Here is a 25,603-nt window from a genome sequence, read left to right as displayed (position 1 = left end):
TATTTTATCTTGACTTTGCTCAAAATTTTATAAATTCATCCTTCGATAAAGAGTGCAATTTCGTCGCTTAATAAGAAATTTGGATTATAAAATTTACCGTTTTTAATATCAAGTTTTTTATTTTCTACAAGCAGATTTGCTCTTTTTTTCTGAGCCTCACTTAAGCGTCCAGCCTCCACGCCAACTATGCTTCTAAGCCCTAAAAATATATGCTCTCTTACTAGCTCACTCTCGTTTAAAATTTCTTTTTCTCTGTAAGTTGGTTGCGAGATGTAGGCATCTATGCTATTTTTGGCGTAGTATCTGGTGCCATTCACAAAGCCCACGCTAAAAGCCCCCACACCAATGTAGTTTTTGCCTTGCCAGTAGCCAAGATTGTGCTTGCAAATTTGACCGTAATTTGAAATTTCATACTGCCCAAATCCAGCAAGCCCAATTTGTTCTATCATAAATTTAGCCAGGCTGTCGCTATCCTTTTTATAGCTTTTTTTGCCAGCAAATGGAGTGTTTTCTTCAAGAGTGAGCGAATAGGCGCTTAGATGCGTGATAGCAAGACTTTTTAAATTTTCAGTTTCAGCCAAAAGGCGCTTTTTAGTGTCAAATTTGGTGTCGTAGATGAGGTCTAAATTTATATTGCTAAAGCCAGCTGCCCCGGCATTTTCAACTGCTTTAAAAATTTGCTCTCTGCTGTGAATGCGCCCAAGAAATTTTAGCTTATCTTCAAAAAAACTTTGAGCACCAAAGCTTATGCGATTTGCACCTAAATTTTTAACATGCTTTAGCCAGGCTAAATTTGCAGAATTTGGATTTGCTTCAAGTGTGATCTCAGTTGTTGGAGTGCAAAGAGGAGCTAAAATGCTAAAAATTTCATCATAAAGCTTAGCATTTACCGCGCTTGGTGTGCCGCCACCAAAAAAGATAGTAGAAATTTCTTTTACATTTTGGCTTTTTAGCTGAAAATTTAGATCAAGGCAAAGTGCCTTAAAATAGGCGCTAACCTTGTTAAATTCGTCGTCACTTGAGCCAAAAGCACAATAAGGACATTTGCTTTCGCAAAATGGCACATGGATATAAACTTGCAAATTTCTCTCTTTTAAATTTTGGCGATTATAAGAAATTTGGCATTTATAGCAGTTTAAAAGTAGCTTTTTGTCTTTAAGAGTTTGCTTGGCAAAAAGCCAAAATTTATCTTAAAAATTTTTGCAAAATGTGCAGTATTTGCGTAGCCTACGATACTTGCAGCTTCTTTTATGCTGATATCGTTTTGCTCTAAAAGAGTAAAAGCGAGCTTTAGGCGCTCTTTTGCTAAGAGCTGATAGATCGTATCTTTGAAAAATAGCTTAAAATTTTTCTTTAGCCAAAAGTCATTTGTGCCACAAAGATGAGCTAGCTCTTTGATGCTTGGAGGATTTTGCATACGGCTTAATAAGATCGTTTTAGCCTTTAAAAGAGTCTTTTCTTCGTCACTGTTAAGTGAAAATTCGCTCTCTTTTCGTATTTTACTTTTATAAATAAGCTCTAAAATTTTTGACTCGGTAAAAATTTCTCTCATCGCGCCTTCATATAAATTTGTCGTATCAAGTTCATTTAAAACGCAAATTTGAGCTAAATCTTTTTTGTGTTTTAAAAGCTCAAATTTATCATCAAATCTAAGTCCAGCAAATATCTCAAGCTTATTTGCGTAGCTTTCGTCAAAAAGTAGTGTTTTTGTCTTATAAAATTTATTTTGATACTCAAAGACACCTTTAAAATCGTCATTAACAAGCCCAATGCAAAATTCATCTTTGTTTAAAATATACTCTTTTCTATCAAGTTTAAAGCAAAGATCGTTTTTATCCTCATTAAACATTAAAAATAGGTATTTTTTAGACTTATGACGATCTCTTTTTATCCTGCCATTACATAAAATTTCACTTTTTAGATAGCTAATACCACTGCTTTGCTTGAAAAACTCCACGCTTACTTGTTTTTCCTTTTGAGATATCTTGCTCGTTCCATATTTTTTGTCTAAATTTATCATTTTATCCCTCAAGCGTTAAATTTAATCCCTTTAGCGTTACGTATGATATTGATAACGATTATTTAATTTTAGTAAAATGTGCATTAAATTTTTATAAGGAGTTTTTGTGAAAAGTGCATTAAAAATTTCTATTTGTGCGGCAATTTTTATAAATTTACCGCTTTTTGCAAATGAAGATAAGGTTCTACCAGAGGTTAAAGTAGTGAGTGCGACAGGATTTGAGCAAAATATCAAAGACGCACCAGCAACGCTTAGCGTTATAACCAAAGAGGCATTAGAAAAGAAAAATCACAAAGATATCGAGAGTATGACCAAGGATATCCCAAGTCTTTTTGGAACGACTCCCGAAGCGGCAAATAGACGAGGAATTTCTATACGTGGATTCTCTCCAAGATTTACTAAAATTTTAGTAAATGGCATGCCAGTACCAGGCGATAACGCCTATAAAGGACTTAGAAGCGTTGGAGGCTCATATAGTTTCATCCCGCCAGCAAGTGCGATAAGTCGTATCGAAGTAATACGCGGCCCTATGAGCTCACTTTATGGAAGTGATGCACTTGGTGGAGTTATAAATATCATTACAGATGAGTTTAGTAATGAATTTGGTGCAAATCTTGGCTCAAGCTATAAATTTGCAAGAAATAAAAATATAAGTGGCGAGCTTTACAATAGTCTTTATTTGCACTCTGGATTAATTGACGATGTTTTAAGTGTTTCTGTTTATGGTAAAAATTTAAATAAATCAGAAGATAAAATTTCTTACGCAAATAGAGAGCAAAAGGATAGAAATTTTGGTGCGAAGCTCTTTTTAAAGCCAAATGAAAATAATGATCTTACGCTTGAGCTTGCAAGAAGCGATGTGAAATATAAAAGAACTAAAGGCAAAACACTATCAACTGGCACCAACTCAGTTGCTAGTGAGAGGATAAAGGGCGATGTGATAAATTTAAGCCACGAAGCAAGGCTTGATAATATCTTGCTTCAAAGCTATTTATCTTACGGCAAGATAAAAGAGATAGCACAACAAAATTTGACGCTAAAGACTCTAAATTTTGATACAAAAGGCTCATATTTTACTGATAATAACGCCTTTACTTTAGGACTAAATGCTAAAAAAGAAAAACTTGATGAAAAGGCAACCACAGCGGACGCTGCGAATGTAAATAGGTATGATTATTCGGTCTATGCTGAAGATGATTATCGCCTTATAAAAGACTTCATTTTAAGCACAGGAATTCGCTATAACTACGATGAGAACTATGGCTCGCACGTTTCACCAAGAATTTATGGTATCTATAACTTAAACGACTTTTTCGCCTTAAAGGGTGGAGTTAGCACAGGTTATGCGACACCTGATATCAAGCAACGCACGCAAGATCTTGCTTTGCCATTTGCCGGAGGACGTGGAGCACAGCTTGGTAGAAGCAGCCTTAAGCCAGAGACAAGCGTAAGTTATGAATTTGGTGGCGTTTATAATAACAATGAAGGTTTTGAAACGTCTTTAACTGGCTTTTACACAAGTTTTAAAGATATGCTAAGTTACAGGCCTATATGCTCAAGAGGCAGTGTTTGCAGGCATAAAGGCAAAATTTATCCAAATGGTATTTGGGAGAGTATAAATATCGGTAAAGCTGAAATTTACGGAGTTGAGCTAACAAATGAGTGGCAGGTAACAAATGCTCTTAGACTAAATCAAAGCTATGTTTATACAAAATCAAAACAAAAAGATGGACCAGAAGCTGGTAAAACCTTAAACAACTATCCGCTTCATACATTTAAATTTGGAGCGAACTACGAGCTAAATAGATGGCTAAATTTCTGGTCACAGATAAATTACTATGGTAGAACTAAAAACTCTTTTAACTATGCTAATGATATGAGAGCTTACGTTATTGCGGATCTTGGCATAAACTACAATGTAACTAAAAATTTCAGCCTAAACCTAAGCGTTTATAATCTCTTTAACGAGTTTTTTACGACAAGATCAAACGGATATGATATCTTAATAGCCGATGGGCAAAAGATCGAACTTGGCTTTAATCTAAAGTTTTAAAATGTTTAAAATTTGGCGGAAATTTCACTTAATTTTAGCTCTTATCTTTGCTTTGCCACTTTTGATAATCTCAATTAGTGGAGCGATTATTTCGTATCACGATGAGGTAATTGAAGCTTTTAGCAAAGATAAGATAGATATAGCAACTAATAAAAGTGCTTTAAAAATAGATGAAATTTTAAAGGTCTTTAGTAAGACCTGGCCAAATTTTAACCTTAGTTATATAAAGATAAAAGGCGAGGCAAATAGAGCTTATGTAGTAAGCGGCACAAGTGAGAATGGCGAGTTTAAGTCGTTCTTTATAGATCCATATACGGGCGAGGTAGTCTCTGAAAATAGTGTGGAAAAATTTATAGGCCTAGCTTTAAATTTACATAAAAATCTAGGACTAGCTCTATTTAAAAATGAAAATTTATCTAAAATCGCAAGTGAGCTAGTGGCGATTTCGACGCTTGCACTACTTGTGATTTTAATAACCGGAGTGCTAATACATTTTTGGAGATTTAGAAGTAAATTTATTAGCGCCTTTAAGCTAAATCTAAAGGCAAAGAAATTTGCATTTTTATATTCGCTGCACGGATTTTTAGGGCTTTATTTGGGGGTCATTTTGCTTATTATCTGTATTAGCGGTCTATACTTTTCTTATGAGAACTTTGCTAAGGCTATAAATCAAATTTGTGGCGAAGAGAAGGTCTTTAAAAAGCCAAATTTTACTAGCAAAAATGGCTTTAGTCTAAATGATGGGCAAAAGGTAGAAAATCTTAAAAAAGCTTATGAAATTTTTACTTTAAAATTTGGAAATGAATTTGACGCTTTAAATTTTATTCTCAATAAAGACGGCGTAAAATTTATGATCTTTTACTTGCCAAAAGGTGCTAGTGAGAGTGATGGCGTTAGGCTTGCGGTCGATACGGCAAGTGGAGAAATTTTAAAAAACACCATGCCAAAATCTTTTGAAATTTATAAATTTATGCTTGATTTGCACGCTGGATATACATTCGGAGAGGCTGGAAAAGTTATCTTTTTTATGGCTTCTTGTGGAGTTGGCGTGCTACTTTTTAGTGGCTGTGTGATTTACTACAAACGTCGTAAAAAGTAGTCTTATTTATCTATCTCTTAACTCTTTTTAGTTATTATCCCAAATAAAATTTTTGGAAAAATCATGCAAAAAAAATACAGACCAAATGTGGCAGCTGTTATTTTGTCTAGCTTGTATCCATTTAAATGTGAAATTTTAGTCGCAAAAAGGGTGGATATGGACGATATTTGGCAGTTTCCTCAAGGTGGAATAGATGAAGGTGAGAGTCCAAAGCAGGCCTTAAAAAGGGAGCTTAAAGAAGAGATCGGAACTGATAAAATCGATATCTTAGATGAGTATCCGCAGTGGCTAAGCTACGACTTTCCAGCAAACGCGACAAAGAAATTTTATCCATTTGATGGACAGACACAAAAATATTTTTTGGTTAGACTTAAAAATGGTGCCAGCATAAATTTAAAGACAGAGCATCCAGAGTTTAGCGAGTATAAATTTGTAGATTTTGGTAGAAGTTTAGAAAATATAAATCACTTTAAAAAACCTATTTATGAAAAGGTTTTGAGTTATTTTAAAGAGAAAGGATATTTTTGATGTTAATCGTTCAAAAATTTGGCGGAACTAGCGTAGGAACACTTGAACGCATCGAAGCTGTGGCAAATAGAGTCATTGAGACAAAAAATAGCGGTGCAGACGTAGTTGTGGTAGTTTCTGCGATGAGCGGAGTTACAAATCAATTGGTTGAATATAGTGAGTATTTTTCAAAACATCCAGATGGCGTCGCCACTGATATGCTTTTAAGCTCTGGAGAGCAAGTAACGACCGCGCTTTTAACGATTGCGCTTAATGCAAAAGGCTATGCGTGTGTGGGTATGACAGGTGCGATGGCAGGCATAATTACTGATGATATTCATACAAAAGCAAGGATCGAAAGGATAGAGACTGCTAGGCTAAAAGCCGAGCTAAAAGCTGGCAAAATCGTAGTTGTGGCTGGCTTTCAAGGTATAGATGAAAAAGGTAATATCACAACCCTTGGTAGAGGTGGTAGTGATCTTAGTGCAGTTGCATTAGCAGGGGCGCTTGATGCTGATCTATGCGAAATTTTTACCGATGTTGATGGAGTTTATACAACTGACCCAAGGATAGAAAAAAAGGCAAAAAAACTAGAGCAAATAAGCTACGATGAGATGCTTGAGCTCGCCTCTGCCGGAGCAAAGGTACTACAAAATCGCTCAGTCGAGCTGGCAAAAAAACTAAATGTAAAACTCATTACAAGAAGTAGCTTTAATCACAACGAAGGTACATTAATAGCAAAGGAAGATGACAATATGGAAGCAGTTTTAGTAAGCGGAATAGCACTAGATAAAAATCAAGCAAGAGTAACACTAAGGGGCGTAGTTGATAAGCCTGGCATCGCAGCAGAAATTTTTACAGCTTTAGCTCATGAAAACATAAACGTAGATATGATAATTCAAAACGTAGGACATGACGGCACTACAAATTTAGGCTTTACAGTGCCACAAAACGAGCTTGAACTGGCAAAAGAGACTATGCAAAAGCTCTCAGCTGCAAAACATATAGAATTTGATGATGCGATCGTAAAAGTCTCAGTTATTGGCGTCGGCATGAAGAGCCATAGCGGCGTAGCATGTTTGGCATTTGAAACGCTTGCAAAAGAGGGCATAAATATCCAAATGATCTCAACAAGCGAGATAAAAATTTCAATGATCGTCGATCAAAAATATGGTGAGCTAGCGGTTCGCGTACTTCATGATGCCTATAAGCTAGATAAATAATGCAAGATTTTATTCAGTGGACGTTAAAGGCTATTAGGGACGAAGGTCCTTTGATGAGCTGGATGGAGGAAAGGCGTGTCGAATGGACGCCTTTGCTCGCATCTAGGCTTAAATTTTTACTTGAAGGAAGGGCTTTTATAACTATAAGTGATGAAGAGCGAAGATGGTTTGAAATTTATCTTTTAAAAAAGATGAATCATTCAAAAAGCATAAGGCCGTTTTTGCCATTTTTTAGCCTAAGATCGCTTTATCCATCGCTTGATGAGATAGAGACAAATGAGCAAAAACAGCTTCTAAAAGATATGCTAAGTCTTGCTTTTCCAAACGGATACTTGTTTTTTTATATCGGAAAGAGCCTTGATAAATATGCGAATTTAGCCAAAAGCGATGAGGATAGTTATATGTGGCTATTTGACGAGCAGGCACAAAATAGCTTTACTCTTAGCTCAAGCGATGAAAATTTAGACATTAAACTAATAAGTCTTTGCAAAATTTTTGATAAAAGCATCGATGCGGCGCTCTTTGCAAAGGTGATACTCTAAATGCTTAATAAAATCGTCGTTACAAGCGATTTTGAAAATTTAAAAACCAAGCTTGAAGACGAGTTTGGTATAAATAATTTAAGATTTTATATAAGTGATGATTTTTTGCTAGAAAATGCAAAGGAGGTCATCGCAGAAGCATACATTGCTGAAAAAGATGAAAAAATTTTAGTAATACATGCTAATTCTTTTAGAACAGAGGCTCAAAATGCACTTTTAAAGATCATCGAAGAGCCTCCAAGAAATATCAAATTTATAATAGTAACGCAGAGTAAAAATTTACTTCTACCAACGATTAGATCAAGAATGCTCATAGAAAATAACCTCACAAAAAAGCAAAAAATAACTCTTGATCTAAATTTAAAATCGCTTAGCTTAAAAGAGCTAACAAGTTTTATCGATCAAAAGATCGCAGACGAGCAAGCTCAAAAATTTGGCAAAAACGAGCTAAAAGAGCTTGTTGGCATTATCGTGACAAAGGCGGTTGATAGCGGATATAAATTTAGCGGCGATGAGATGGATTATTTTTTCTCGCTCATCAAGCTTGCGGATCTAAACGCCAAGTCTCACGCTGTGCTAACGCCGCTACTGCTTGCTATATTTCAAAAAGGACGACGTTGAAATTTTATAAGATAGATAACAAAAGCGACTTTGATGAAATTTGCAAAGCTATCTCGCCAAGTCCTGCTGGTGCGAAGCTCATGCACGAAAAGAGTGAGATAAATTTTATATTTATAGATGAGATAAAAACCCCAGCGGCAAATATCCTAAAGCAAGATGCACTAAGCGTTGGAGCTGAGCTTGTGACGCATAAAGATACGATTTTGGGCCGTGAGAGTCTAAATAAAGCATTGCTAATGGCGACAAATGCACAGCTTAGACAGCTAGCTAAAAAAGAGAAGTTGCAAGACTTTGGGCTTAAAAATTTAGCAGCCTTTTTAGAGACAAAATTTATAAAGCCGACAAAGCCTCTTATAATGGGCGTTGCAAATATAAATAGCGATAGTTTTAACGAACAAAGCCGCATAAATACGCAAAACGGTATCTCAAAAATAGAATACATGATAGAAGCGGGAGCTCACTATATCGACCTTGGTGGTGTTAGCTCAAGGCCAGGGAGCGAGTATTGCGGCCGTGAAGAGGAATTTAGGCGCATAAAAGATATCGTGGAGGAAATTTACAAGCTAAATTTACACGAAAAGGCGAAATTTAGCCTTGATAGCTTTGATCCTTATTGCCTTGAATTTGCTCTAAATCACGGCTTTAAAATGATAAATGACATCACGGCAAACGCCTCACTTGCTACGCTTGCGGCGCGATATGACGCTGAGTTTTGCATGATGCATATGCAAGGCGATCCTGCTACTATGCAGATCGCACCAAAGTATAACGACTTAATCGGCGAAATTTCTGATTTTTTTGAGCAAAAGATAGCCCTTGCAAGAGAGCTTGGCGCTAAAAAACTAGTGCTTGATGTGGGTATTGGCTTTGGCAAGACGGCCGAACAAAATTTATTGCTTATCAAGCATTTAGAGCATTTTTTAAAATTTGACTGCCCGCTATTAGTTGGTGCGAGCCGCAAATCAGTCATAAATCACTATTATCCAAGTGAGGTCAAAGACCGCTTACCAGGCTCACTTTACCTGCATCTAAAAGCCTTCGAAAACGGCGCACAGATCATTAGAACGCACGATGTGGCTGAGCATAAACAACTCTTTGATATGCATGAGGCGATGAGCCAAGCCACGCTTTGGTAGAGTGTAAGGCTAAAAAGGCTGAATGCTTTGGTGATAAAAAGGCTTTGGAGGAAATTTTATCCGCCAAAGATCCAGCGCAGATGAAGGCACTTGGCAGGCAGGTGCGAGGCTTTGACGCTAAGGTCTGGGATGAGATCAAATTTGGCGTCGTGCTAAATGCTAGCTATCTAAAATTTAGCCAAAATGCCCCTTTGCGAGACTTTTTGCTCCAAACTGGGAGTAAAGTTTTGGTTGAGGCAAGCCCAGTTGATAAAATTTGGGGCATAGGTTTGGCCGCAAGCGATGAAAATGCGAAAAATCCTATGAAGTGGTACGGACAAAATTTACTTGGCTTTGCGCTGATGAGGGCTAGAGACGAGACAGCAAAGGTCTATAAAAATGTCCATTTACGTGACGCCAGAGAGCTAAATTTAGATCATTTATAAAGTATATTTAAGATAAAATGCGGTGTAAATTTGGAGCAAAAATGACAAAACAAGAGTACGAAAAAGCAGTAGAGATGCTAAATGCGTGGGCAAAGGCCTACTACGACGAGGACGAGCCACTTGCAAGCGACGAGGAGTATGACGCGCTATATCACGCGGTGCTTGATTATGAGCAGGCAAATCCAAGCGAAATTTCTATCTTTTCACCTACAAAACGCGTGGGCGGCACCGTAAAAGAGGGCTTTAGTAAGGCTAATCACATCAAACGCATGTGGAGTATGGAAGATATTTTTGATCTAGCCGAGCTTGATGCGTGGCTAAAGCGTGGCGATAAAGAGAATTTGACCTTTGTGGCTGAGCCAAAATTTGATGGAGCGAGCTTAAATTTACTCTACGAAAATGGCGTTTTGGTTAGGGCGATTACTAGGGGTGACGGTGTTACTGGTGAGGATGTGACGCAAAATGCAAAGACGATAAATTCTGTTTTAAAGAGTATTGATTACAAAGGGCTAATCGAAATCAGGGGCGAGGTTGTTATAAAAAAAGAAGATTTTGAGCTACTAAACGCAGAGCGCGCAAAAGAGGGCGAGGCACCACTTTCAAACCCTAGAAATGCTGCAGCTGGAAGTCTAAGACAGCTTGATAGTGCGGTGACTGCTAAAAGAAAGCTGCTTTTCATACCTTGGGGCGTAGGCGAGCAGAGCCTTGGGCTGAAAGATCATAGCGAGGTAATGAAATTTGTGCGTGATCTTGGCTTTGAGAGGGATGATTTTTTCAAAATTTTAACAAAAGACGAGCTTGAAGCTGCATACAACGAGCTTTTGGCAAATCGTGACTCAAAAAGTGTGATGATGGATGGTATGGTGATACGCGTAAACGACCTTGCACGCTGCGAAGAGCTGGGCTATACTGTTAAATTTCCAAAATTTATGGTGGCGTTTAAATTTCCAGCCATTGAAAAGGTGACTAGGCTAAAAGACGTCGCGCTTCAGGTTGGCAGAAGCGGCGTAGTAACACCTGTTGGCGTGCTTGATGAGGTAAATATTGATGGCGCAAATGTAAAATCCGCCACGCTTCATAACTTTGATGAAATAGAGCGCCTTGGCGTTATGAAAAACGACTATATCGGCATCATCCGCTCAGGAGACGTCATTCCAAAGATAACAAAAGTTTATAAAGATAGGCGAGATGGCAGCGAGCAGGCGATAGAGAGGCCTAAATTTTGCCCAGTTTGCGGCTCGCACTTGCTTGATGAGGGAGCGTTTTTGAAGTGCCAAAATTTAAGCTGTAGGGCAAGAGTGGTTGGCTCAATAATTCACTACGCATCGAAAAAATGCCTAAATATAGACGGCCTTGGTGATGCGATCGTAAATTTGCTATTTGACAAGGGGTTAATTGCCTGCATAAAAGACATTTACGGCCTTAAATTTGATGATCTCATGGTGCTTGAGGGCTTTAAAGAGAAAAAGGTAAATAACCTTTTAAATGCTATTGAAGCTAGCAAAGGTGCAGAGCTATCGCGCTTTATCACGGGGCTTGGCTGCGAGCACATCGGCGAAGTAGCGGCTAAAAAGCTAGCAAGTAGCTTTGGGCTGGGCTGGCTTGACGCTAGCTTTGAAGAGCTAACCTCGCTTGAGGGCTTTGGCGTGGAGATGGCAAATAGTCTAATTGATTTTGCTGAGGTAAATAGAGCAGAAATTTTAGCTCTTAGCCAGATCGTGCAGCCAAGCGTGGCGCAGGTGCAAAGCATCTCAAACGCGCTAAGTGGCAAAACGGTCGTGATAACTGGCACGCTAAGTCGCCCAAGGGATGAGATAAAGGCCGAGCTTGAGAGTTTTGGTGCAAAGATTTCAAGCTCAGTTTCTAAAAAAACGGACTTCGTCTTAGCTGGCGAGGAGGCTGGCAGTAAGCTTGATAAAGCAAATGAGCTAGGCGTGCGAGTGATCGATGAGGACGAATATGAGAGGCTAAAACTTGAGGTTTGATAACTACGTCGCAAGTATTTTAAATATCAGTAGAAACAAGGCGAGCGAGCTCATTAAATCTGGCAAGGTGCTAACAAACGGCGAAATTTGCACCAAGGTTTCAAGCGAGGTTAGCGAGGCTAAAATTTCACTGCTTGATGAAATTTACGTTGGGCGAGGTGCTTTGAAGCTAAAGAGCTTTTTAGAGGCGATGAAATTTGATCTAGCAGGCAAAAACGCACTTGATATCGGCAGTTCAACTGGTGGCTTTATGCAAATTTTGCTTGAGCGTGGCGTAAAGAGCGTGACTGGCGTCGATGTTGGCACCGATCAGCTGGACACTAGCCTAAGAAGCGATGATCGAGTAAAAATTTATGAAAAGACCGATATAAGAGAGTTTGCCAAGCAAGAGCAAGATAAATTTGATCTAATAACCTGCGATGTTAGCTTTATCTCTTTAGCTGAAATTTTACCAGCTATAGGCGAGCTAGCAAGTGCAAATTCGCTCATTATCACGCTCTTTAAGCCACAATTTGAAGTGGGTGTTGGCGTAAAACGAAATAAAAAAGGCGTCGTCACTGATATGAAAGCTATAAATTTAGCAATGAAGAGGTTTGAAGTGATGGCTAATGGCTTAGGATTTAAAATGATAGCTTGCAAAGAGTGCGAAGTAAAAGGGAAAGAGGGAAATGCCGAATTTTTCTACGCTTTTAACAAAAGATAACATCACTGCCGTTGCGATCGGGCACTTTGACGGCGTGCATAGGGGGCACAAACAGCTTTTAAAGCAGCTTGGCGAGTTTGGCGGACTTGTCGTGATCGATAAAAATAAAGCCAACATCACGCCAAAGCTAAAGCGAGCCGAGTACTCAAACTATCCTTGCTTTTTGTACGATTTTGAGAGTATAAAAGGGCTTAGTGGTGAGGAATTTATCGCGATGCTAAAACATGATTTTAAAAATTTAAAAAAGATCGTTGTTGGGTTTGATTTTAGATTTGGCAGAAATAGAGCGTGGGATAAGCACGATTTGAAAAGAATTTTTGATGGTGAGGTGGTCGTCGTTGATGAGGTTTGTTATGACGGCATGGGCGTGCATAGCTCATCCATTAGGGAGCTGATACGCCAAGGCAACATCGAAGAGGCAAACAGGCTAATAGGCAGGGAGTACTCGGTCGAGGGCAACGTGATAAAAGGGCAGGGCATCGGTGCAAAGGAGCTAGTTGCAACGCTAAATTTGGATGTAAAAAACTATCTGTTGCCTAAAGACGGCGTATACGCCACAAGAACCAGGATAGGCTCATATACCTACGGCTCGGTCACTTTTATAGGCAACAGACTTAGTACGGATGGAAATTTTAGTGTCGAGACGCACATCTTAGACGAGGTCGCGCCAAAAGTAACGAAGCACGTTGCGGTTTGTTTTATAAAACGTTTGCGAGATAATAAAAAATTTGACACACTTGAAGAGCTAAAAGAACAGATCAAATGCGATATAAACGGAGCTAGAGCTTGTGTTGGCGTGTGCGATCTTTTTGGCAACGAGACAATGAGATACTTTGACGGATACGGAGCTGGTATATGAGAGATGAAATTTTTAAAGAGCCTATAGGTAAGCAGTTTGAATTTGATGACTTTGTGGCGAGTGTATTTGATGATATGATCTCGCGCTCAGTGCCATTTTACGACGTTAGTTCAAATTTAAATGCAAAGCTGCTTGCTAAAATTTTGCCAAAAGATGCAAGTGTATGCGACCTTGGCTGCTCGACGGCAAATAGCCTGCTTTTGCTAAATAATCTTAGAAATGACCTCGTGCTAAGTGGCGTGGATAACTCTGAGGCGATGCTAGCAAATGCCAAAAATAAGGCAAAGGCTTATGGAGCAAAGATAAAATTTTTGCTTGATGATATTTTAAAGTGTGAGCTAGTGGGTTTTGACGCAGTTTTGGCAAACTATACTTTGCAGTTTATCAGACCGCCAAAAAGGGCTGATCTAGTGCAAAAAATTTATAACGGACTAAATGAAAATGGAGTTTTTTTGTTTAGTGAAAAGATCATCTTTGAAGATAAAAAACTTACTAAAAGCGTCATAGAAATTTATGAAGACTACAAGCAGGCACAAGGCTACTCACGCTATGAGATCGCCCAAAAAAGAGAGGCGCTTGAAAATGTGCTAGTGCCATACACTGAAGAAGAAAATAGAAGCTTAGCCCTAAATGCTGGCTTTAAGCGTGTCGAGAGCGCATTTAAATGGGGAAATTTCATGAGTTTTTTGGCGTTTAAGTAAATTTTTATTTAAAAATATCTGTTTTTACTTTCAAATATATAAGGAGTATTTTATGGCACAAACAATACAAGAAATTATAGATAAAGCAAGTGTAAATTTTGGTAAAGAATTTTTGAAACATTACTTATCTGCTAGTTTTGGTGCAATGAGTAAAAGTGAAACTGAAATTCTTATATTTCATCTACTTTCTAGTGATTTTAAAGGGCTATCAAATTATGAATATCAAATTTATTAAAGATAAGCGAGACAAAGGTAAAGAGCTTGGATTTAAATGCGCATTTGAGATATCCGAAACAAAATGGCGATGAGATAGTTAGAGAAACTCTTATAAATATTGCTAAAAAATTTAGCACCATCTACAATGAGCAAAATGGCGAAGTTAAAATTCATATACAAAGTAGTGTTCAAAAGCGTGAAATGATAAATGCAATAAATAATCTTGGTTCATTTGCTGATTATGGATTAAATAATGAAATTTTAAAAATCAGGATTAATATTTTATTTTCTTTATTTGAGAAATTTTTAGACAAAGAAAAATTTAAAGCTACCGTTCAAGCTTATCTTAAAGATAAAGAACTAAATGAAAAACAATTTTTTGATGCACTTAATAATTATCAAAGACTTATAGAAATAATCAAAAAATCCAACATAAAAGTAAGTGATTTTTTTGGCTTTGTAGTATCGAAAATTTTATAAGTTATACAAAATTCAATTATAAAAGAAATTTAGCGGGAGTTACCCGCTAAATTTACTCATTTATCGCTGCATTTCCGTGGTGGTGGAAGTCATCATAAATGATCTTTGAAGTTTGGAATTTTATGCGTTTTAGTTCGCGAACTCGTAAAAATTCTTCTTCATCGATCTTTTTGATCTGAATAGCTGCTTTAAATGTCGGAGTCTTACTGATGTAGTCCCAGCCACTGCTTGTTAGCTCATTGCAAGAGCTCTCCCAGTAGTGGAAAGTCATCTGAATGATGCCATCAGGCACGATGTCTGTTACTTCAGCTTTTACGACGATATAGCCGTATCTACTCCATGCTTTGATGAAATCACCTTGTTTTAAACCATATCTTGCTGCAAGTGCTGGATTCATTTCGGCGATAGGTCCGATACTATCTCCGCCTTCTTCGATCGCTCGTGAGCGTCTTGTCATAGTGCCAACGGTGTATTGATAAACCTTCCTAGTGGTTAGAAGTTGTATCGGATACTCATCGTCAGTCTTTTCATCGACTGAGCCAGCCATGATAGGATACTCAGGTGACATATTCATCTTTTTAGCAAACTCAAGTTTTGCACTTTCGATCTTATCGGCCTTATCCACAAAGAGGCATGGTACAAAACGACCTTTGCCATCAGGTGTGAAAAATTTCTTATCAAGATAGAGGCTCTGACCGCCCATATCATCTTCGTTCGGACATGGCCAGTGAAGTCCGTGATATTTTTTGATACGGTAATAACTCATGCCGCCATATCGTCTTGGGTCGCATTTTCTAACTTCTTCCCAAATTTCTTCTGGTGAGTTGAAGTTAAAGCCCTCTGTTGCACCTAAACGGCGTGCGATCTCGCAAACGATCCACCAGTCTTGTCTAGCATCTCCTGGAGGTGTGATGACTGCTTCATTGTGCTGTACGCGGCGCTCTGCGTTTGTATAAAGTCCTTCTTTCTCGCTACTTGCAACGCCTGGAAGTATGACGTCAGCTTTTAGTGAAGTCTCGGTTAAAAATAGGTCTTGTACGACGTAGAAATCAACATGAGCGATACCTTTTAAGAAGTGGTTTGTATTTGGCTCAGAGATGACTGGATTTTCGCCGATAGTCCAGAAGAAATGCACTTTGCCATCAAGGATCGCATCAGGTACTTCGGTTTTGTGAACGCCTATTTTTGAGCTCAAAAATCCAGGTTCTAGGTGCCACATTTTCTCAAACCAAGCTCTTTGCTCTGGATCAGTTACTGAGCCAAGATTTGGGAAAATATTTGGTAAAACGCCCATATCACAGCAGCCTTGAACGTTCTCTTGACCTCTAAGCGGCAAGTCGCCTGTGCCAAGCTCGCAGATATTACCAGTGATCAAGAATAAATTTGATACATCGCAAACTCCGCCGACGCCGTGGTTAAAGTGAGTTACACCCATGCCGTGAGTGATGACAGCTGGCTTTGTGGTAGCGTACATTCTAGCAGCCGCTCTGATATCCTCTGGATTTAGCCTTGTGTATTTAGCCACGACCTCTGGAGCATAGTCTTTTACAGCTTCTTTGACATACTCAATACCTATTGTGTGATCTCTTACAAATTCTTCATTTACAAGGCCTTCTTCGATGATAGTGTAAAGAAGTGCGTTGATAACTGGGATATTGTGCTCAGGCTCTAGTTGTAAGTGGATGTCGGCTCTGCTTGCAAACTCAGTCTTGATAGGGTCAATGACGATCAGTTTCGCACCGCGGTTTAGTGCTCTTTGGATGTGCATAGCTGCGATTGGGTGACCATTTTCTGGGTTTGAGCCTATCATTAATATGCAATTACTATAAGTGCCAATCTCTGTAAAGCTATTTGTGGCAGCTCCGTTTCCGATTGTTTTAGCAAGTCCTGCTACTGTCGGAGCGTGTCAAATTCTAGCACAGTGATCGACGTTGTTTGTACCAATTACGGCACGCATTAGTTTTTGAGCAACGTAGTTGTCTTCAAGTGTGCAACGTGCTGAGAAATTTCCGGCTAATGCGTCTGGACCATATTTTGCTTTGGTTTCTTTCATTTTTTCTACGACAAGATCAAGTGCCTCATCCCAGCTAGCTTCCTCAAAATCACCATCCTTTGAAAATACACCATTTTTCTTTCTAATTAATGGTTTTGTGAGTCTATCTGGACTTGCAACATAATCCCAGCCATAAAAGCCTTTTAAACATAAATTTCCTTGGTTGACTGGATTGTCTTCAACGCCAGTGGCGGCACGAACGACATTGTTTTCCACATGCAAGGTTACTTGACAGCCTGTCCCGCAATAAGGACAGATGACTTTGCCTTCTTTCATCATTTTCTCCTTTACTATGCAATATATGCATATTTTTATATGGATAATATTACTAGCCGGATTCTTAATCTTTAATAAAAATTCTTTATCTATAAAAATAAATTTTTAATTTAAGTTAAAATTAATTTAATTCTATTAAAGTCAATTATTTAGGGGTTTTAAAATTTATTTAAAATTGATAAATTTATTATAAAAGAAATAAAGATATAGAGATTTAGCTTTTTATATAAAATGAAAAAATTAATTCTAATTTTACCTTATTTAAAAAGATTAGTCGTATTGTGAGTAGATAAATTAATACTAAAGATGGAAAATTTTAAAATAGACTATAAATTTTGAACAAAAGAAATGTATAAATGAATTTTAGTAAGGAGAGCAGATCGCTCTCCGATGGATTATTTATCTCTTAAGCCAAGCTCAGAGATTAGTTTTGAATATGTAGTGTAGTCTTTGTTTTTAAGATACTTTAAAAGTCTTTTTCTTTGACCAACTAGTTTTAAAAGACCTAAGCGTGATGAAAAGTCTTTTTTGAAAATTTTAAGGTGTTCTGTAAGTTCAGTTATTCTAGCTGTTAAAAGAGCTATTTGAACTTCTGGAGAGCCTGTATCTCCCTCTTTTCTAGCGAATTTCGCAACTATTTGAGCTTTTTTAGCCGAATCCAAAGCCATAATGACCTCCTGATTGGTGAATTTTGGAAGAGCGATTATAGCATTTAAAACATAAAGTTAGATAAAACTACGCTTTTTAAAAATTAATGAAAAATGCAGTAAAAATTTAATAAAATTAGGGCTATTTAAAGACTTAAGGAAGATAAATGCTTTTTACAAAGGCAAGCGAATACGCTCTACTTTCACTTATTTTAATATCTCAAAAATCATCTCCAGTTGATGTTGATACAATCTCAAATGAACTTAAAATTTCAAAAAGCTTTTTAGCCAAAATTTTACAAAATCTTGCAAAAGATGGAATTTTAAAGTCGTTTAAAGGCGCAAATGGCGGTTTCGCGCTAAATAACGAACCTGAAAATTTAAGCATAAAAAAGATAATAGAGTGCGCTGAAAAACGTGAACTTAACGTCTTTGAGTGCTCATCTTCTGCAGATGGCTGCCCGTCAAATAAAGCCTCAAGCTGTCAAATTTGGTCGATGTTTAGCGGCCTTCAAAGTAAGATCGACGAGATGCTTGATGCGATCAAACTAAGTGACATCGTTAAGAAGTAAAGTTGGCAAAGCAAAAAAATAACATCTTAACTCTTGTTGCGCCGTTTCTTGCGCCAATTGTTAAGTTTAAAAGTCTTAGCATCGTTGGCATCATCGTTGCTATCCTTGCTATCATCATCGTGCCGCTTCCAAGCGCGGTGCTTGACTTTTTCTTAGCACTTTCGATCTCGATTTCAGTGCTTATTATATTGATCTCTATTTACGTGCCAAAACCGACTGACCTTAGCACATTTCCGACGCTAATTCTTATTGTTACGCTTTTTCGCCTCTCGCTAAACATCGCAACCACGCGTATGATTTTAAGCGAAGGCCACAACGGCCCAGAAGCGGTCAGCGAGATCATCTCAAGTTTTGGAAATTTCGTCGTTGGTGGCAACTTTGTCATCGGCACCATCGTCTTTTGTATCCTGGTGCTCATAAATTTTATGGTCGTAACAAAGGGTTCAACCCGCGTGAGCGAGGTGCAAGCACGTTTTACACTTGATGCGATGCCAGGTAAGCAAATGGCAATAGACGCGGATCTAAATGCAGGTCTGATCGATGAAAAAACAGCGCGCGAAAGGCGCCAGGCTATCATCGGCGAGGCAAATTTTTACGGTGCCATGGACGGTTCGTCTAAATTTATAAAAGGTGACGCCGTAGCCGGTATCATCATAACTATCATCAACATCATTGGCGGTTTTGCCATCGGCTCGTTTCAACATAACCTTGATATGGCTACATCGGCCCAGTATTATACGATCCTAACTATCGGTGATGGTCTTGTGAGTCAGATCCCAGGACTTATCACATCAACAGCAACTGCTATCATCATCACAAGGGCTAGCAAAGACGATGAGGACTTTGCAGAAGGCACTCTAAATCAGCTCTTGGGAGACTATAAAACCTTACTAATAGTGGGCTTCATACTCTTTATGTTTGCTCTTGTTCCTGGACTTCCGACACTATCTCTTGGCTTCATTGCATTACTGTTTTTGGGGCTTGGCTACATCATCAAGCAGACCAAAGATGGTGGATTAAATTTAAACCTTGCGCCAAAAGACAAAGCTGCTTCTAAAAAGACTGGAACAGGTGTGTCTGGTGCCGCAGGAGCTGGTGCGACAAGTGGCACCGCTGCTAAGGTTCCAAAGAAAAGCGACGAAGAGATAGCAAGAGAAGAAGAGACAAAGATAAATGACATATTAAAGCTTGAAATTTTAGAGCTCGACCTAGGATATGGTCTGCTAAAGCTAGCTGATGTGGATCTCATTGAGAGAATTCGCGCCATGAGGCGAAATATCGCTTCAAGTCTTGGCTTTTTGATGCCAAAGATAAGAATTCGTGACAATCTTCAACTACCGCCAAACGAATACCGCTTTAAGCTAAAAGGTATCGTGATCGGTCAGGGTGAAATTTATGCGGATAAATTTCTAGCGATGGATAGCGGTTTAGTTAGCGAAGATATCGAGGGAATTCCGACAAAAGAGCCAGCTTTTGGGCTGGATGCTCTTTGGATCGATGCTAGCGTCAAAGAGGACGCCATACTTAGTGGCTACACGATAGTTGATCCTGCAAGCGTCATCTCAACGCACATGAGCGAGCTTATCAAGCAAAATGCAGCCGAGCTTCTAACTCGCCAAGAGACGCAAAATTTATTAGACAAACTAAAGATCGATTATCCAGTCGTGGTCGAGGATACGCTAAGGATCGCGCCTATAAATTTGATCCAAAAGGTTTTAAAAGCGCTGCTTAAAGACAATATACCGATCAAAGATCTGCTTAGCATACTTGAATCAATTAGCGATATCGCCGAGGTTAGTAAAAACCTAGACATGATTATCGAACACGTACGCGCAGCGCTCTCACGTGTTATCACCTCGCTTTATGTCGATGAGAAAGGTCAGCTAAATTTTTACATTTTAGATAGTGCTGCGCAGCAAAAGCTTATGGACGCGGTGCAGTATAAAGACGGCGCGTATCACCTTATGATAAATGTGGCTCAAACTTCATCGATCGTTCAGGCTCTAAGGCATGAAAAAGAGAAACGTCCGATGAGTCAGCATGGCGAAATGGTGCTTTGTGTGGAGCCAAGTCTAAGAAAATTTATAGCAAATATCTGTGCAAATTTTGCCATCGACATCGTGGTGCTAAGCTTTGCTGAGATCTCGGCAAATACGCCATTTGAAACGGTTGGCGTCATAGAAATAGAAAATTTATAAAGGAAAACGATGAAAATTTATCACCTCTCACACACCGATCTTGACGGATACGGTGCTCAGTATATAACAAATTTTTACTTCAAAGATGTGAAATTTCTAAACTCAAACTACGGCAGAGAGATAGATGATAAATTTGCTCAAATTTTAGCTGAGATAGATACCTCAAACGATGATAAAAACATCATTTTGATTACTGATCTAAATTTAACTCTAGCCCAGTGCGAAAGCTTTACTGAGATGATAGAGGGTAAAAATATAAAGCTATTTTTGCTTGATCATCACCAAAGCGGTGCCGAGTGTGCAAGCGCCTATCCATGGTATTTTTTGGATAGTTCAAGGTGTGCTACAAAGATCACTTACGACTTTTTTGCAGGAATTTTTGGCAAAAACAAAGAGCTTGAAATTTTTAGTGGCGTCGTAAATGCCGTAGATATCTGGCTAAAAGATGATAAAAATTTTGAGATGGGCAAGGTCTGCTTGGGACTTGTGGCAAACGCCAAAGAGATAAATAAGGTGATGTTTGAGGCTGAAAACAACCTATATATGGATCATATCTTAAAAGAAGCTAGCAAATTTTTTAACGAGAAAAACGACTATATCGGCCTTGATATGCAGGTGCATGCGATTAAGAAGTTATTTTTCAAAGAGGATAAGGACGACACATTAAGCAATCTAATCTCAAACTATGTCGTAAAAAAACTTAGTGAAAATAAAGAGAAATTTAGCATAAGCTATAAAGATCATAAAGGAATTTTAACTTACAATGTCGGCAATGTTTCGGTTATCGGCAACGACTTTTTAGTGGCAAATCCTGAATTTGACTTCTTTATCGACGTGACAAATAAAAAAACGCTAAGCTTTCGTGCAAATGGCAAGCTTGACGTTAGCGCTATGGCAAAACACCTAGTTGGCGGCGGCGGTCACGTCAATGCTAGCGGCGGGCTCTTTGCAAATTTCAAAGATGGCTTTAGCTATGAGCCGATCAAAGCGCAGATAGTTGATCTAATAACTAAAAAAACACAGGAGGAGATATGAAAGAAGAAGAGGTAAGCGTAGAGGAGCTTAGCTACGAGCTTAGCATGGTGCTTGAGGCGATGTTTTACTATGCTGGCGTGAAAAAAGACAAGCTTGAAGAGGCGGCAAATCTCTATGTTGAGTGCATCGACGATGCGTTAGAAAACTCTGACGCTAGCGGTAGCGACGAGGTCATAGAGATAGTTGAGTATATGAAAAAACACCATCCAAAGTTATTTAAATAAGGAGAAAATATGAAGAAAATTTTAGTTTTTGCAGCGGTACTTTTTGCGTTAAATGCTATGGCAAATGAAAATTTAGACAAGGCAAATGAGCTTTATGCAAAGAAAAATTTTAACGAGGCCTATCTTGCGTTTAACAAAGCTTGCGGCGAGGGCGAGAAAAAAGCTTGCACGATGAATGCGATCATGCTATTTAATGGCGATGGCGTGGCAAAAGATAGAGCTCAGGCTGAGAAAATTTTTACAAAAATGTGCGATGAAAATGAGGGCATGGCCTGCGAAAAACTAGGCGAAATGACAGCTTATGGCCTTATAAAAGACAAAGATGACAATGAAGCAAAAAGCGAAGAGAAGGCAAAAGCTTTGTTTAAAAAAGCTTGCGACAACGGCTACAAACCAGCTTGCGACTTTGTAACAAAATAGATCAAAAAGGGCTTAAAATGGGCTACAAACATAAAGATTTGATAGGAACTAGAGAGCTTAGCAAGGAAGAAATTTTATATTTTTTAGAGGCGGCAAAAGAGTTTAAGGAGCTAAATTTAAGCCAAGTTAAAAAAAATGACTACCTTCGTGGAAAGACCACGATCAATGCATTTTATGAAAACTCGACTAGAACTAGAACATCCTTTGAGATCGCAGCAAAGAGGCTTGGGGCTGATACGATAAATTTCAGTTCATCAAGCTCGAGCGTGACAAAGGGCGAGAGCCTAAATGACACGATGAATAACATGGCTGCTATGAGAACTGACATCATTGTGCTTCGTCACCCAAGCTCTGGAGCGGCGAAATTTGCAGCTGATAGGACAGAGGCTAGTATCGTAAACGCAGGAGACGGCACAAATGAGCACCCAAGCCAAGCTTTGCTTGATCTTTTCACACTAAGAGAGCATGGCAAAATTTTGGATAAAAACCTAAACGTGGCGATCATCGGCGACATCGCTAGAAGCCGCGTGGCAAGGTCTGATATCTGGGCGATGAAGAAATTTGGTATAAATTTAAAGCTCTTTGCGCCAAAGATGATGATGCCAAAAGATGCTGAGGTATTTGAGTCTCAAATTTGCAAAAATATGGAAGAGGCTTGCGAGGGCAGCGACGTTATCATCATGCTTCGCATCCAGCTAGAGCGTGGCGGTGCTGACGTAGCGTTTCCAAGCTCGAGGGAGTACTCAAAATTCTTTGGATTAAATAAAAATAGGATAAAGCTAGCCAAACCTGATGCTATCGTACTGCACCCAGGACCGATAAATAGGGGCGTAGAGCTAAACTCAGACGTGGCTGATGGTACGCACTCAGTCATACTAAATCAAGTAGAAAATGGCGTTGCTATAAGAATGGCGATACTAAATACGCTTGCAAAAAATAGGGGCTAAAAATGAGAATAGCAATAATTAACGGCACTATCGTAAATAGCGACGAGAAATTTAAGGCAAATATCCTAATAGAAAACGGCAAAATAGCCAAAATCGGAAGTGAGAAATTTGAGGCTGATAAGGTCATAGACGCTACAAATAAGCTCGTCATGCCAGGACTTATCGACATGCATGTGCATTTTCGCGATCCTGGTCAAGAGTATAAAGATGACATCATCTCGGGCTCCGAAGCGGCTGTGGCTGGAGGAGTGACCACCTGCCTTTGCATGGCTAATACAAACCCAGTAAACGACAACGCTTCAATCACAAGAGCGATGATAGAAAAGGCTAAAAACTGCGGACTGATCGATCTTTTGCCAATCGCAGCCATTAGCAAAGGACTTGGTGGCAACGAGATCGTTGAAATGGGCGATCTTATAGAAGCTGGCGCAGTTGCATTTAGTGATGACGGCCTACCAGTGACTAGCTCAAGCGTGATGAGAGCGGCGCTTGAGTACTCAAGCATGTTTAATAGCTTTTGTATAAGCCACTCAGAGGACTGCTCGCTTTGCAGGCAGGGCGTCATGCACGAGGGCAAGGTCTCAGCCATACTTGGACTTCGTGGTATGGCGAGAGAGAAAGAGGAGATCGCAGTGAGCCGTGATATGCTGCTCGCAAAGCTCACTAAAGCGCACATCCACATCGCTCACGTAAGCTCAGAGTACTCGCTAAAGATCATCGAAATGGGTAAAAAAGAGGGCATAAACATCACTTGCGAGGCGACACCTCACCACTTTAGCTTTAGCGACGATGAAATTTTGAAAAATGCCTACGATACAAATTTCAAAATGTCGCCGCCACTTCGCGAGATAAGCGACGTAAAAGCGGTAAGAGATGCGCTAAAAAGCGGACTTATAGACGTTATCGCGACCGATCATGCCCCACACCATACGGACGAAAAGATAGTGGAATTTGACAAGGCGCCATTTGGCATCATCGGACTTCAAACCCTTGTGCCACTCACTCTTAAGCTCGTAAATGAGGGCGTTATAAGCCTAGAGCGCATGGTGGAGCTAACATCTACAAATGCAGCTAAGATGCTAAATTTAAAAGACAAAGGTAAGCTCGCAGAGGGCATGCTTGCTGACATCGCGGTGATAGACCCTGAGATCGAGTATATCTACGACGAGAAGATAAACCGCTCAAAATCGGTAAATTCTCCACTCTTTGGCAAAAAGCTAAAAGGGGCAGCGACTACCACGATAAAAAGTGGCAAGATCGTTTATGAGTTTGGAAAATAGTCTAAATTTGCTCGCACTTGCGGGCAAATTTGCTTTAGATGCTTTGAGATATAAAATTTGCTAGAAATTTCTAGCAAATTTTACTTTTTATGAGTTATATTTTTTAACTATACCGCGAACTACTTTTTCTATAAAAAGCGCAGAAGCTACTTCGCAGTGCTCTCTTGTAGAGTGAGGTGAGTAGATATTTGGTCCAATAGAACATGCGCTAAGACCTGCTTTTTTCTCCAAAAGCACTCCACACTCAAGTCCAGCATGCACGGCTGTTATCCTTGCATTTGGCTTATAAATTTTAAGCTCTTCTAAAATATCGTTTGCAAATTTATCATTTATAGGTTTCCAAGCCGGGTTTCTGTCTTTACTAATGACGTTAAAGCCAACCGCTTTTGCAAGCTCTGAAATTTCAAATTCCATTCTATTTAGCCCGTCTTTGCTCATAGATCTAGCGAAAAACTCCACTTCAAGTGTGCCATCATCTTTGATCTTTGCAAGTGAGAGATTGACGCTATCTTGCGGTATGCCTAGCTCGCAGTTATAGGCCCTTGCGCCTTGTGAAAATGAATTGATTAGTGCTAAAATTTTCTCGCCATTTTCTAAAATTTCATCTCCCATGCCAAGCTTTTTCACGCTTAAATTTTCACACTCACTTTTTAGCTCTTTATCGCTTAGAACCAGTGCAGTTGCGCCGCTTGGGATAGAGTTGCTTCGCTCGCCACCTTCAAATTTGACAAGCTTACAGCCATTTTTAGTCACAAATGCCGCCAAAATCTTGATCGCATTTGGGATATTTTTATGTATCTCGTTGCCAGAGTGTCCGCCAGGAAGCCCACTTACTTTTACTTCATAAAGCGTGCTCTCTTTTGTTTTTTTGCTATTAAGCGAGATAGTGGCAAATAAATTTACACCACCAGCGCAGCCGATAGTGACTCTATCGTCCTCTTCACTATCTAAATTTAAAAGCTTATCGGCTTTGAGATCGCCACTAAAGCCAGTGGCTCCGATCATGCCGACTTCTTCGTTATTTGTAAAGAGGCACTCTATGTCGTCAAATTCGCTTATCATCTGCATCATGATAGCCACGCCTATGCCGTTATCCGCGCCTAAAGATGAGTTTTTAGCCCTCATGTAGCCATCATCGCCATAAACTATCTCGATCTTTGGAGCATCGCCCATACAGACCATATCGTAGTGGCTTTGTAAGCAAATTTTTGGCTTGCCTTTAAACGCGTGAATGTTGCCAAAGCTATCGACCGCGACCTCACAGCCCTTATCTTTTGCATAGCTAGCTAGAAAATCACGCATCTTATCAGTCTCATAACTGCAGTGTGGTATCGCAGCAAGTGTCTCAAATTTCTTTAAAATTTCACTCTTTGACATATTT

At 39.1% G+C, this 25,603-nt stretch carries 26 protein-coding genes; 21 read left to right on the top strand and 5 right to left on the bottom strand.

Features of this window, described 5'->3' with window-relative positions; translation table 11 throughout:
• Positions 1 to 35: 35 nt before the first annotated feature.
• Together hemW and CCON33237_RS06670 are read right to left on the bottom strand one after the other, a co-directional pair.
• Complete coding sequence (gene hemW, locus CCON33237_RS06675; protein WP_054196930.1) at positions 36 to 1,082, bottom strand: radical SAM family heme chaperone HemW; 1,047 nt, start codon at positions 1,080 to 1,082, stop codon at positions 36 to 38.
• 53 nt (positions 1,083 to 1,135) lie between these two features.
• On the bottom strand, positions 1,136 to 2,020 hold the full coding sequence (locus tag CCON33237_RS06670; RefSeq protein ID WP_054196929.1) for a helix-turn-helix domain-containing protein: 885 nt from the start codon (positions 2,018 to 2,020) through the stop codon (positions 1,136 to 1,138).
• 106 nt (positions 2,021 to 2,126) lie between these two features.
• On the opposite strand from CCON33237_RS06670, the gene CCON33237_RS06665 reads away from it, so the two are divergent.
• The 14 genes from CCON33237_RS06665 to CCON33237_RS06605 all read left to right on the top strand — a co-directional run bounded on the left by CCON33237_RS06665 (position 2,127) and on the right by CCON33237_RS06605 (position 14,570).
• A complete protein-coding gene (locus CCON33237_RS06665; RefSeq protein WP_054196928.1) occupies positions 2,127 to 4,073 on the top strand; it encodes a TonB-dependent receptor domain-containing protein in 1,947 nt (648 codons plus the stop codon).
• Position 4,074: 1 nt separating this feature from the next.
• Complete coding sequence (locus CCON33237_RS06660) at positions 4,075 to 5,172, top strand: PepSY-associated TM helix domain-containing protein (RefSeq protein WP_054196927.1); 1,098 nt, start codon at positions 4,075 to 4,077, stop codon at positions 5,170 to 5,172.
• A gap of 63 nt (positions 5,173 to 5,235) precedes the next feature.
• Entirely contained in the window at positions 5,236 to 5,700 is a 465-nt protein-coding gene (locus tag CCON33237_RS06655) for an RNA pyrophosphohydrolase (RefSeq protein WP_054196926.1), read from the top strand.
• Positions 5,700 to 6,902: an aspartate kinase gene (locus tag CCON33237_RS06650; RefSeq protein WP_054196925.1), complete on the top strand. Its 1,203-nt coding sequence runs from the start codon at positions 5,700 to 5,702 to the stop codon at positions 6,900 to 6,902. The genes CCON33237_RS06655 and CCON33237_RS06650 overlap by 1 nt, the downstream gene beginning before the upstream one ends.
• On the top strand, positions 6,902 to 7,444 hold the full coding sequence (locus CCON33237_RS06645) for a HobA family DNA replication regulator (RefSeq protein WP_054196924.1): 543 nt from the start codon (positions 6,902 to 6,904) through the stop codon (positions 7,442 to 7,444). Before CCON33237_RS06650 ends, CCON33237_RS06645 begins: the two co-directional genes overlap by 1 nt.
• Positions 7,445 to 8,065, top strand: coding sequence for a DNA polymerase III subunit delta' (locus CCON33237_RS06640; protein WP_054196923.1), 621 nt, complete (start codon positions 7,445 to 7,447; stop codon positions 8,063 to 8,065).
• Positions 8,062 to 9,201 (top strand): dihydropteroate synthase, encoded by a 1,140-nt coding sequence (gene folP, locus CCON33237_RS06635; RefSeq protein WP_054196922.1) that lies wholly within the window; start codon positions 8,062 to 8,064, stop codon positions 9,199 to 9,201. Before CCON33237_RS06640 ends, folP begins: the two co-directional genes overlap by 4 nt.
• Positions 9,195 to 9,626, top strand: a complete 432-nt coding sequence (locus tag CCON33237_RS06630; protein WP_234402287.1) for an NADAR family protein — start codon at positions 9,195 to 9,197, stop codon at positions 9,624 to 9,626. Before folP ends, CCON33237_RS06630 begins: the two co-directional genes overlap by 7 nt.
• 41 nt (positions 9,627 to 9,667) lie before the next feature.
• Positions 9,668 to 11,611, top strand: a complete 1,944-nt coding sequence (gene ligA, locus CCON33237_RS06625) for an NAD-dependent DNA ligase LigA (protein WP_054196921.1) — start codon at positions 9,668 to 9,670, stop codon at positions 11,609 to 11,611.
• Positions 11,601 to 12,314: a 23S rRNA (cytidine-2'-O)-methyltransferase TlyA gene (gene tlyA / locus CCON33237_RS06620; protein WP_054196920.1), complete on the top strand. Its 714-nt coding sequence runs from the start codon at positions 11,601 to 11,603 to the stop codon at positions 12,312 to 12,314. Before ligA ends, tlyA begins: the two co-directional genes overlap by 11 nt.
• Positions 12,280 to 13,173, top strand: coding sequence for a bifunctional riboflavin kinase/FAD synthetase (locus CCON33237_RS06615; RefSeq protein ID WP_054196919.1), 894 nt, complete (start codon positions 12,280 to 12,282; stop codon positions 13,171 to 13,173). The genes tlyA and CCON33237_RS06615 overlap by 35 nt, the downstream gene beginning before the upstream one ends.
• A complete protein-coding gene (gene cmoA / locus CCON33237_RS06610; RefSeq protein ID WP_054196918.1) occupies positions 13,170 to 13,874 on the top strand; it encodes a carboxy-S-adenosyl-L-methionine synthase CmoA in 705 nt (234 codons plus the stop codon). Before CCON33237_RS06615 ends, cmoA begins: the two co-directional genes overlap by 4 nt.
• Before the next feature lie 52 nt (positions 13,875 to 13,926).
• Complete coding sequence (locus CCON33237_RS09660) at positions 13,927 to 14,109, top strand: hypothetical protein (protein WP_169748879.1); 183 nt, start codon at positions 13,927 to 13,929, stop codon at positions 14,107 to 14,109.
• 26 nt (positions 14,110 to 14,135) lie between these two features.
• Positions 14,136 to 14,570 carry a hypothetical protein gene (locus tag CCON33237_RS06605; protein WP_169748878.1) on the top strand — a complete coding sequence of 145 codons (435 nt, stop codon included), beginning with the start codon at positions 14,136 to 14,138 and terminating at the stop codon, positions 14,568 to 14,570.
• 52 nt (positions 14,571 to 14,622) lie between these two features.
• On the opposite strand, the gene CCON33237_RS10135 is transcribed toward CCON33237_RS06605, so the two are convergent.
• Together CCON33237_RS10135 and rpsO are read right to left on the bottom strand one after the other, a co-directional pair.
• Positions 14,623 to 16,902, bottom strand: coding sequence for a molybdopterin oxidoreductase family protein (locus tag CCON33237_RS10135; protein ID WP_307781498.1), 2,280 nt, complete (start codon positions 16,900 to 16,902; stop codon positions 14,623 to 14,625).
• A gap of 392 nt (positions 16,903 to 17,294) precedes the next feature.
• On the bottom strand, positions 17,295 to 17,567 hold the full coding sequence (gene rpsO / locus CCON33237_RS06590) for a 30S ribosomal protein S15 (protein ID WP_004317763.1): 273 nt from the start codon (positions 17,565 to 17,567) through the stop codon (positions 17,295 to 17,297).
• A gap of 146 nt (positions 17,568 to 17,713) precedes the next feature.
• On the opposite strand from rpsO, the gene CCON33237_RS06585 reads away from it, so the two are divergent.
• The 7 genes from CCON33237_RS06585 to CCON33237_RS06555 are packed head-to-tail and all read left to right on the top strand — an operon-like array spanning position 17,714 to position 24,222.
• On the top strand, positions 17,714 to 18,118 hold the full coding sequence (locus tag CCON33237_RS06585; protein WP_054196916.1) for an RrF2 family transcriptional regulator: 405 nt from the start codon (positions 17,714 to 17,716) through the stop codon (positions 18,116 to 18,118).
• Positions 18,119 to 18,120: 2 nt separating this feature from the next.
• The gene (gene flhA / locus CCON33237_RS06580) at positions 18,121 to 20,316 is read left to right on the top strand and encodes a flagellar biosynthesis protein FlhA (RefSeq protein WP_054196915.1); all 2,196 of its coding nucleotides are present in this window, start codon (positions 18,121 to 18,123) and stop codon (positions 20,314 to 20,316) included.
• Between the two features lie 9 nt (positions 20,317 to 20,325).
• Entirely contained in the window at positions 20,326 to 21,351 is a 1,026-nt protein-coding gene (locus CCON33237_RS06575) for a DHH family phosphoesterase (protein ID WP_054196914.1), read from the top strand.
• The gene (locus CCON33237_RS06570; protein ID WP_002942640.1) at positions 21,348 to 21,575 is read left to right on the top strand and encodes a hypothetical protein; all 228 of its coding nucleotides are present in this window, start codon (positions 21,348 to 21,350) and stop codon (positions 21,573 to 21,575) included. The genes CCON33237_RS06575 and CCON33237_RS06570 overlap by 4 nt, the downstream gene beginning before the upstream one ends.
• A gap of 9 nt (positions 21,576 to 21,584) precedes the next feature.
• Positions 21,585 to 21,995, top strand: coding sequence for a tetratricopeptide repeat protein (locus CCON33237_RS06565; RefSeq protein ID WP_054196913.1), 411 nt, complete (start codon positions 21,585 to 21,587; stop codon positions 21,993 to 21,995).
• A gap of 17 nt (positions 21,996 to 22,012) precedes the next feature.
• Complete coding sequence (locus CCON33237_RS06560; RefSeq protein ID WP_054196912.1) at positions 22,013 to 22,942, top strand: aspartate carbamoyltransferase catalytic subunit; 930 nt, start codon at positions 22,013 to 22,015, stop codon at positions 22,940 to 22,942.
• A gap of 2 nt (positions 22,943 to 22,944) precedes the next feature.
• Complete coding sequence (locus CCON33237_RS06555; RefSeq protein ID WP_054196911.1) at positions 22,945 to 24,222, top strand: dihydroorotase; 1,278 nt, start codon at positions 22,945 to 22,947, stop codon at positions 24,220 to 24,222.
• Between the two features lie 87 nt (positions 24,223 to 24,309).
• On the opposite strand, the gene CCON33237_RS06550 is transcribed toward CCON33237_RS06555, so the two are convergent.
• Positions 24,310 to 25,599, bottom strand: coding sequence for a M28 family peptidase (locus tag CCON33237_RS06550; protein ID WP_054196910.1), 1,290 nt, complete (start codon positions 25,597 to 25,599; stop codon positions 24,310 to 24,312).
• Positions 25,600 to 25,603 lie beyond the last annotated feature (4 nt).

Source organism: Campylobacter concisus, assembly GCF_001298465.1.
GTDB lineage: Bacteria > Campylobacterota > Campylobacteria > Campylobacterales > Campylobacteraceae > Campylobacter_A > Campylobacter_A concisus.
This window is presented reverse-complemented; position numbering and strand designations above follow the sequence as displayed.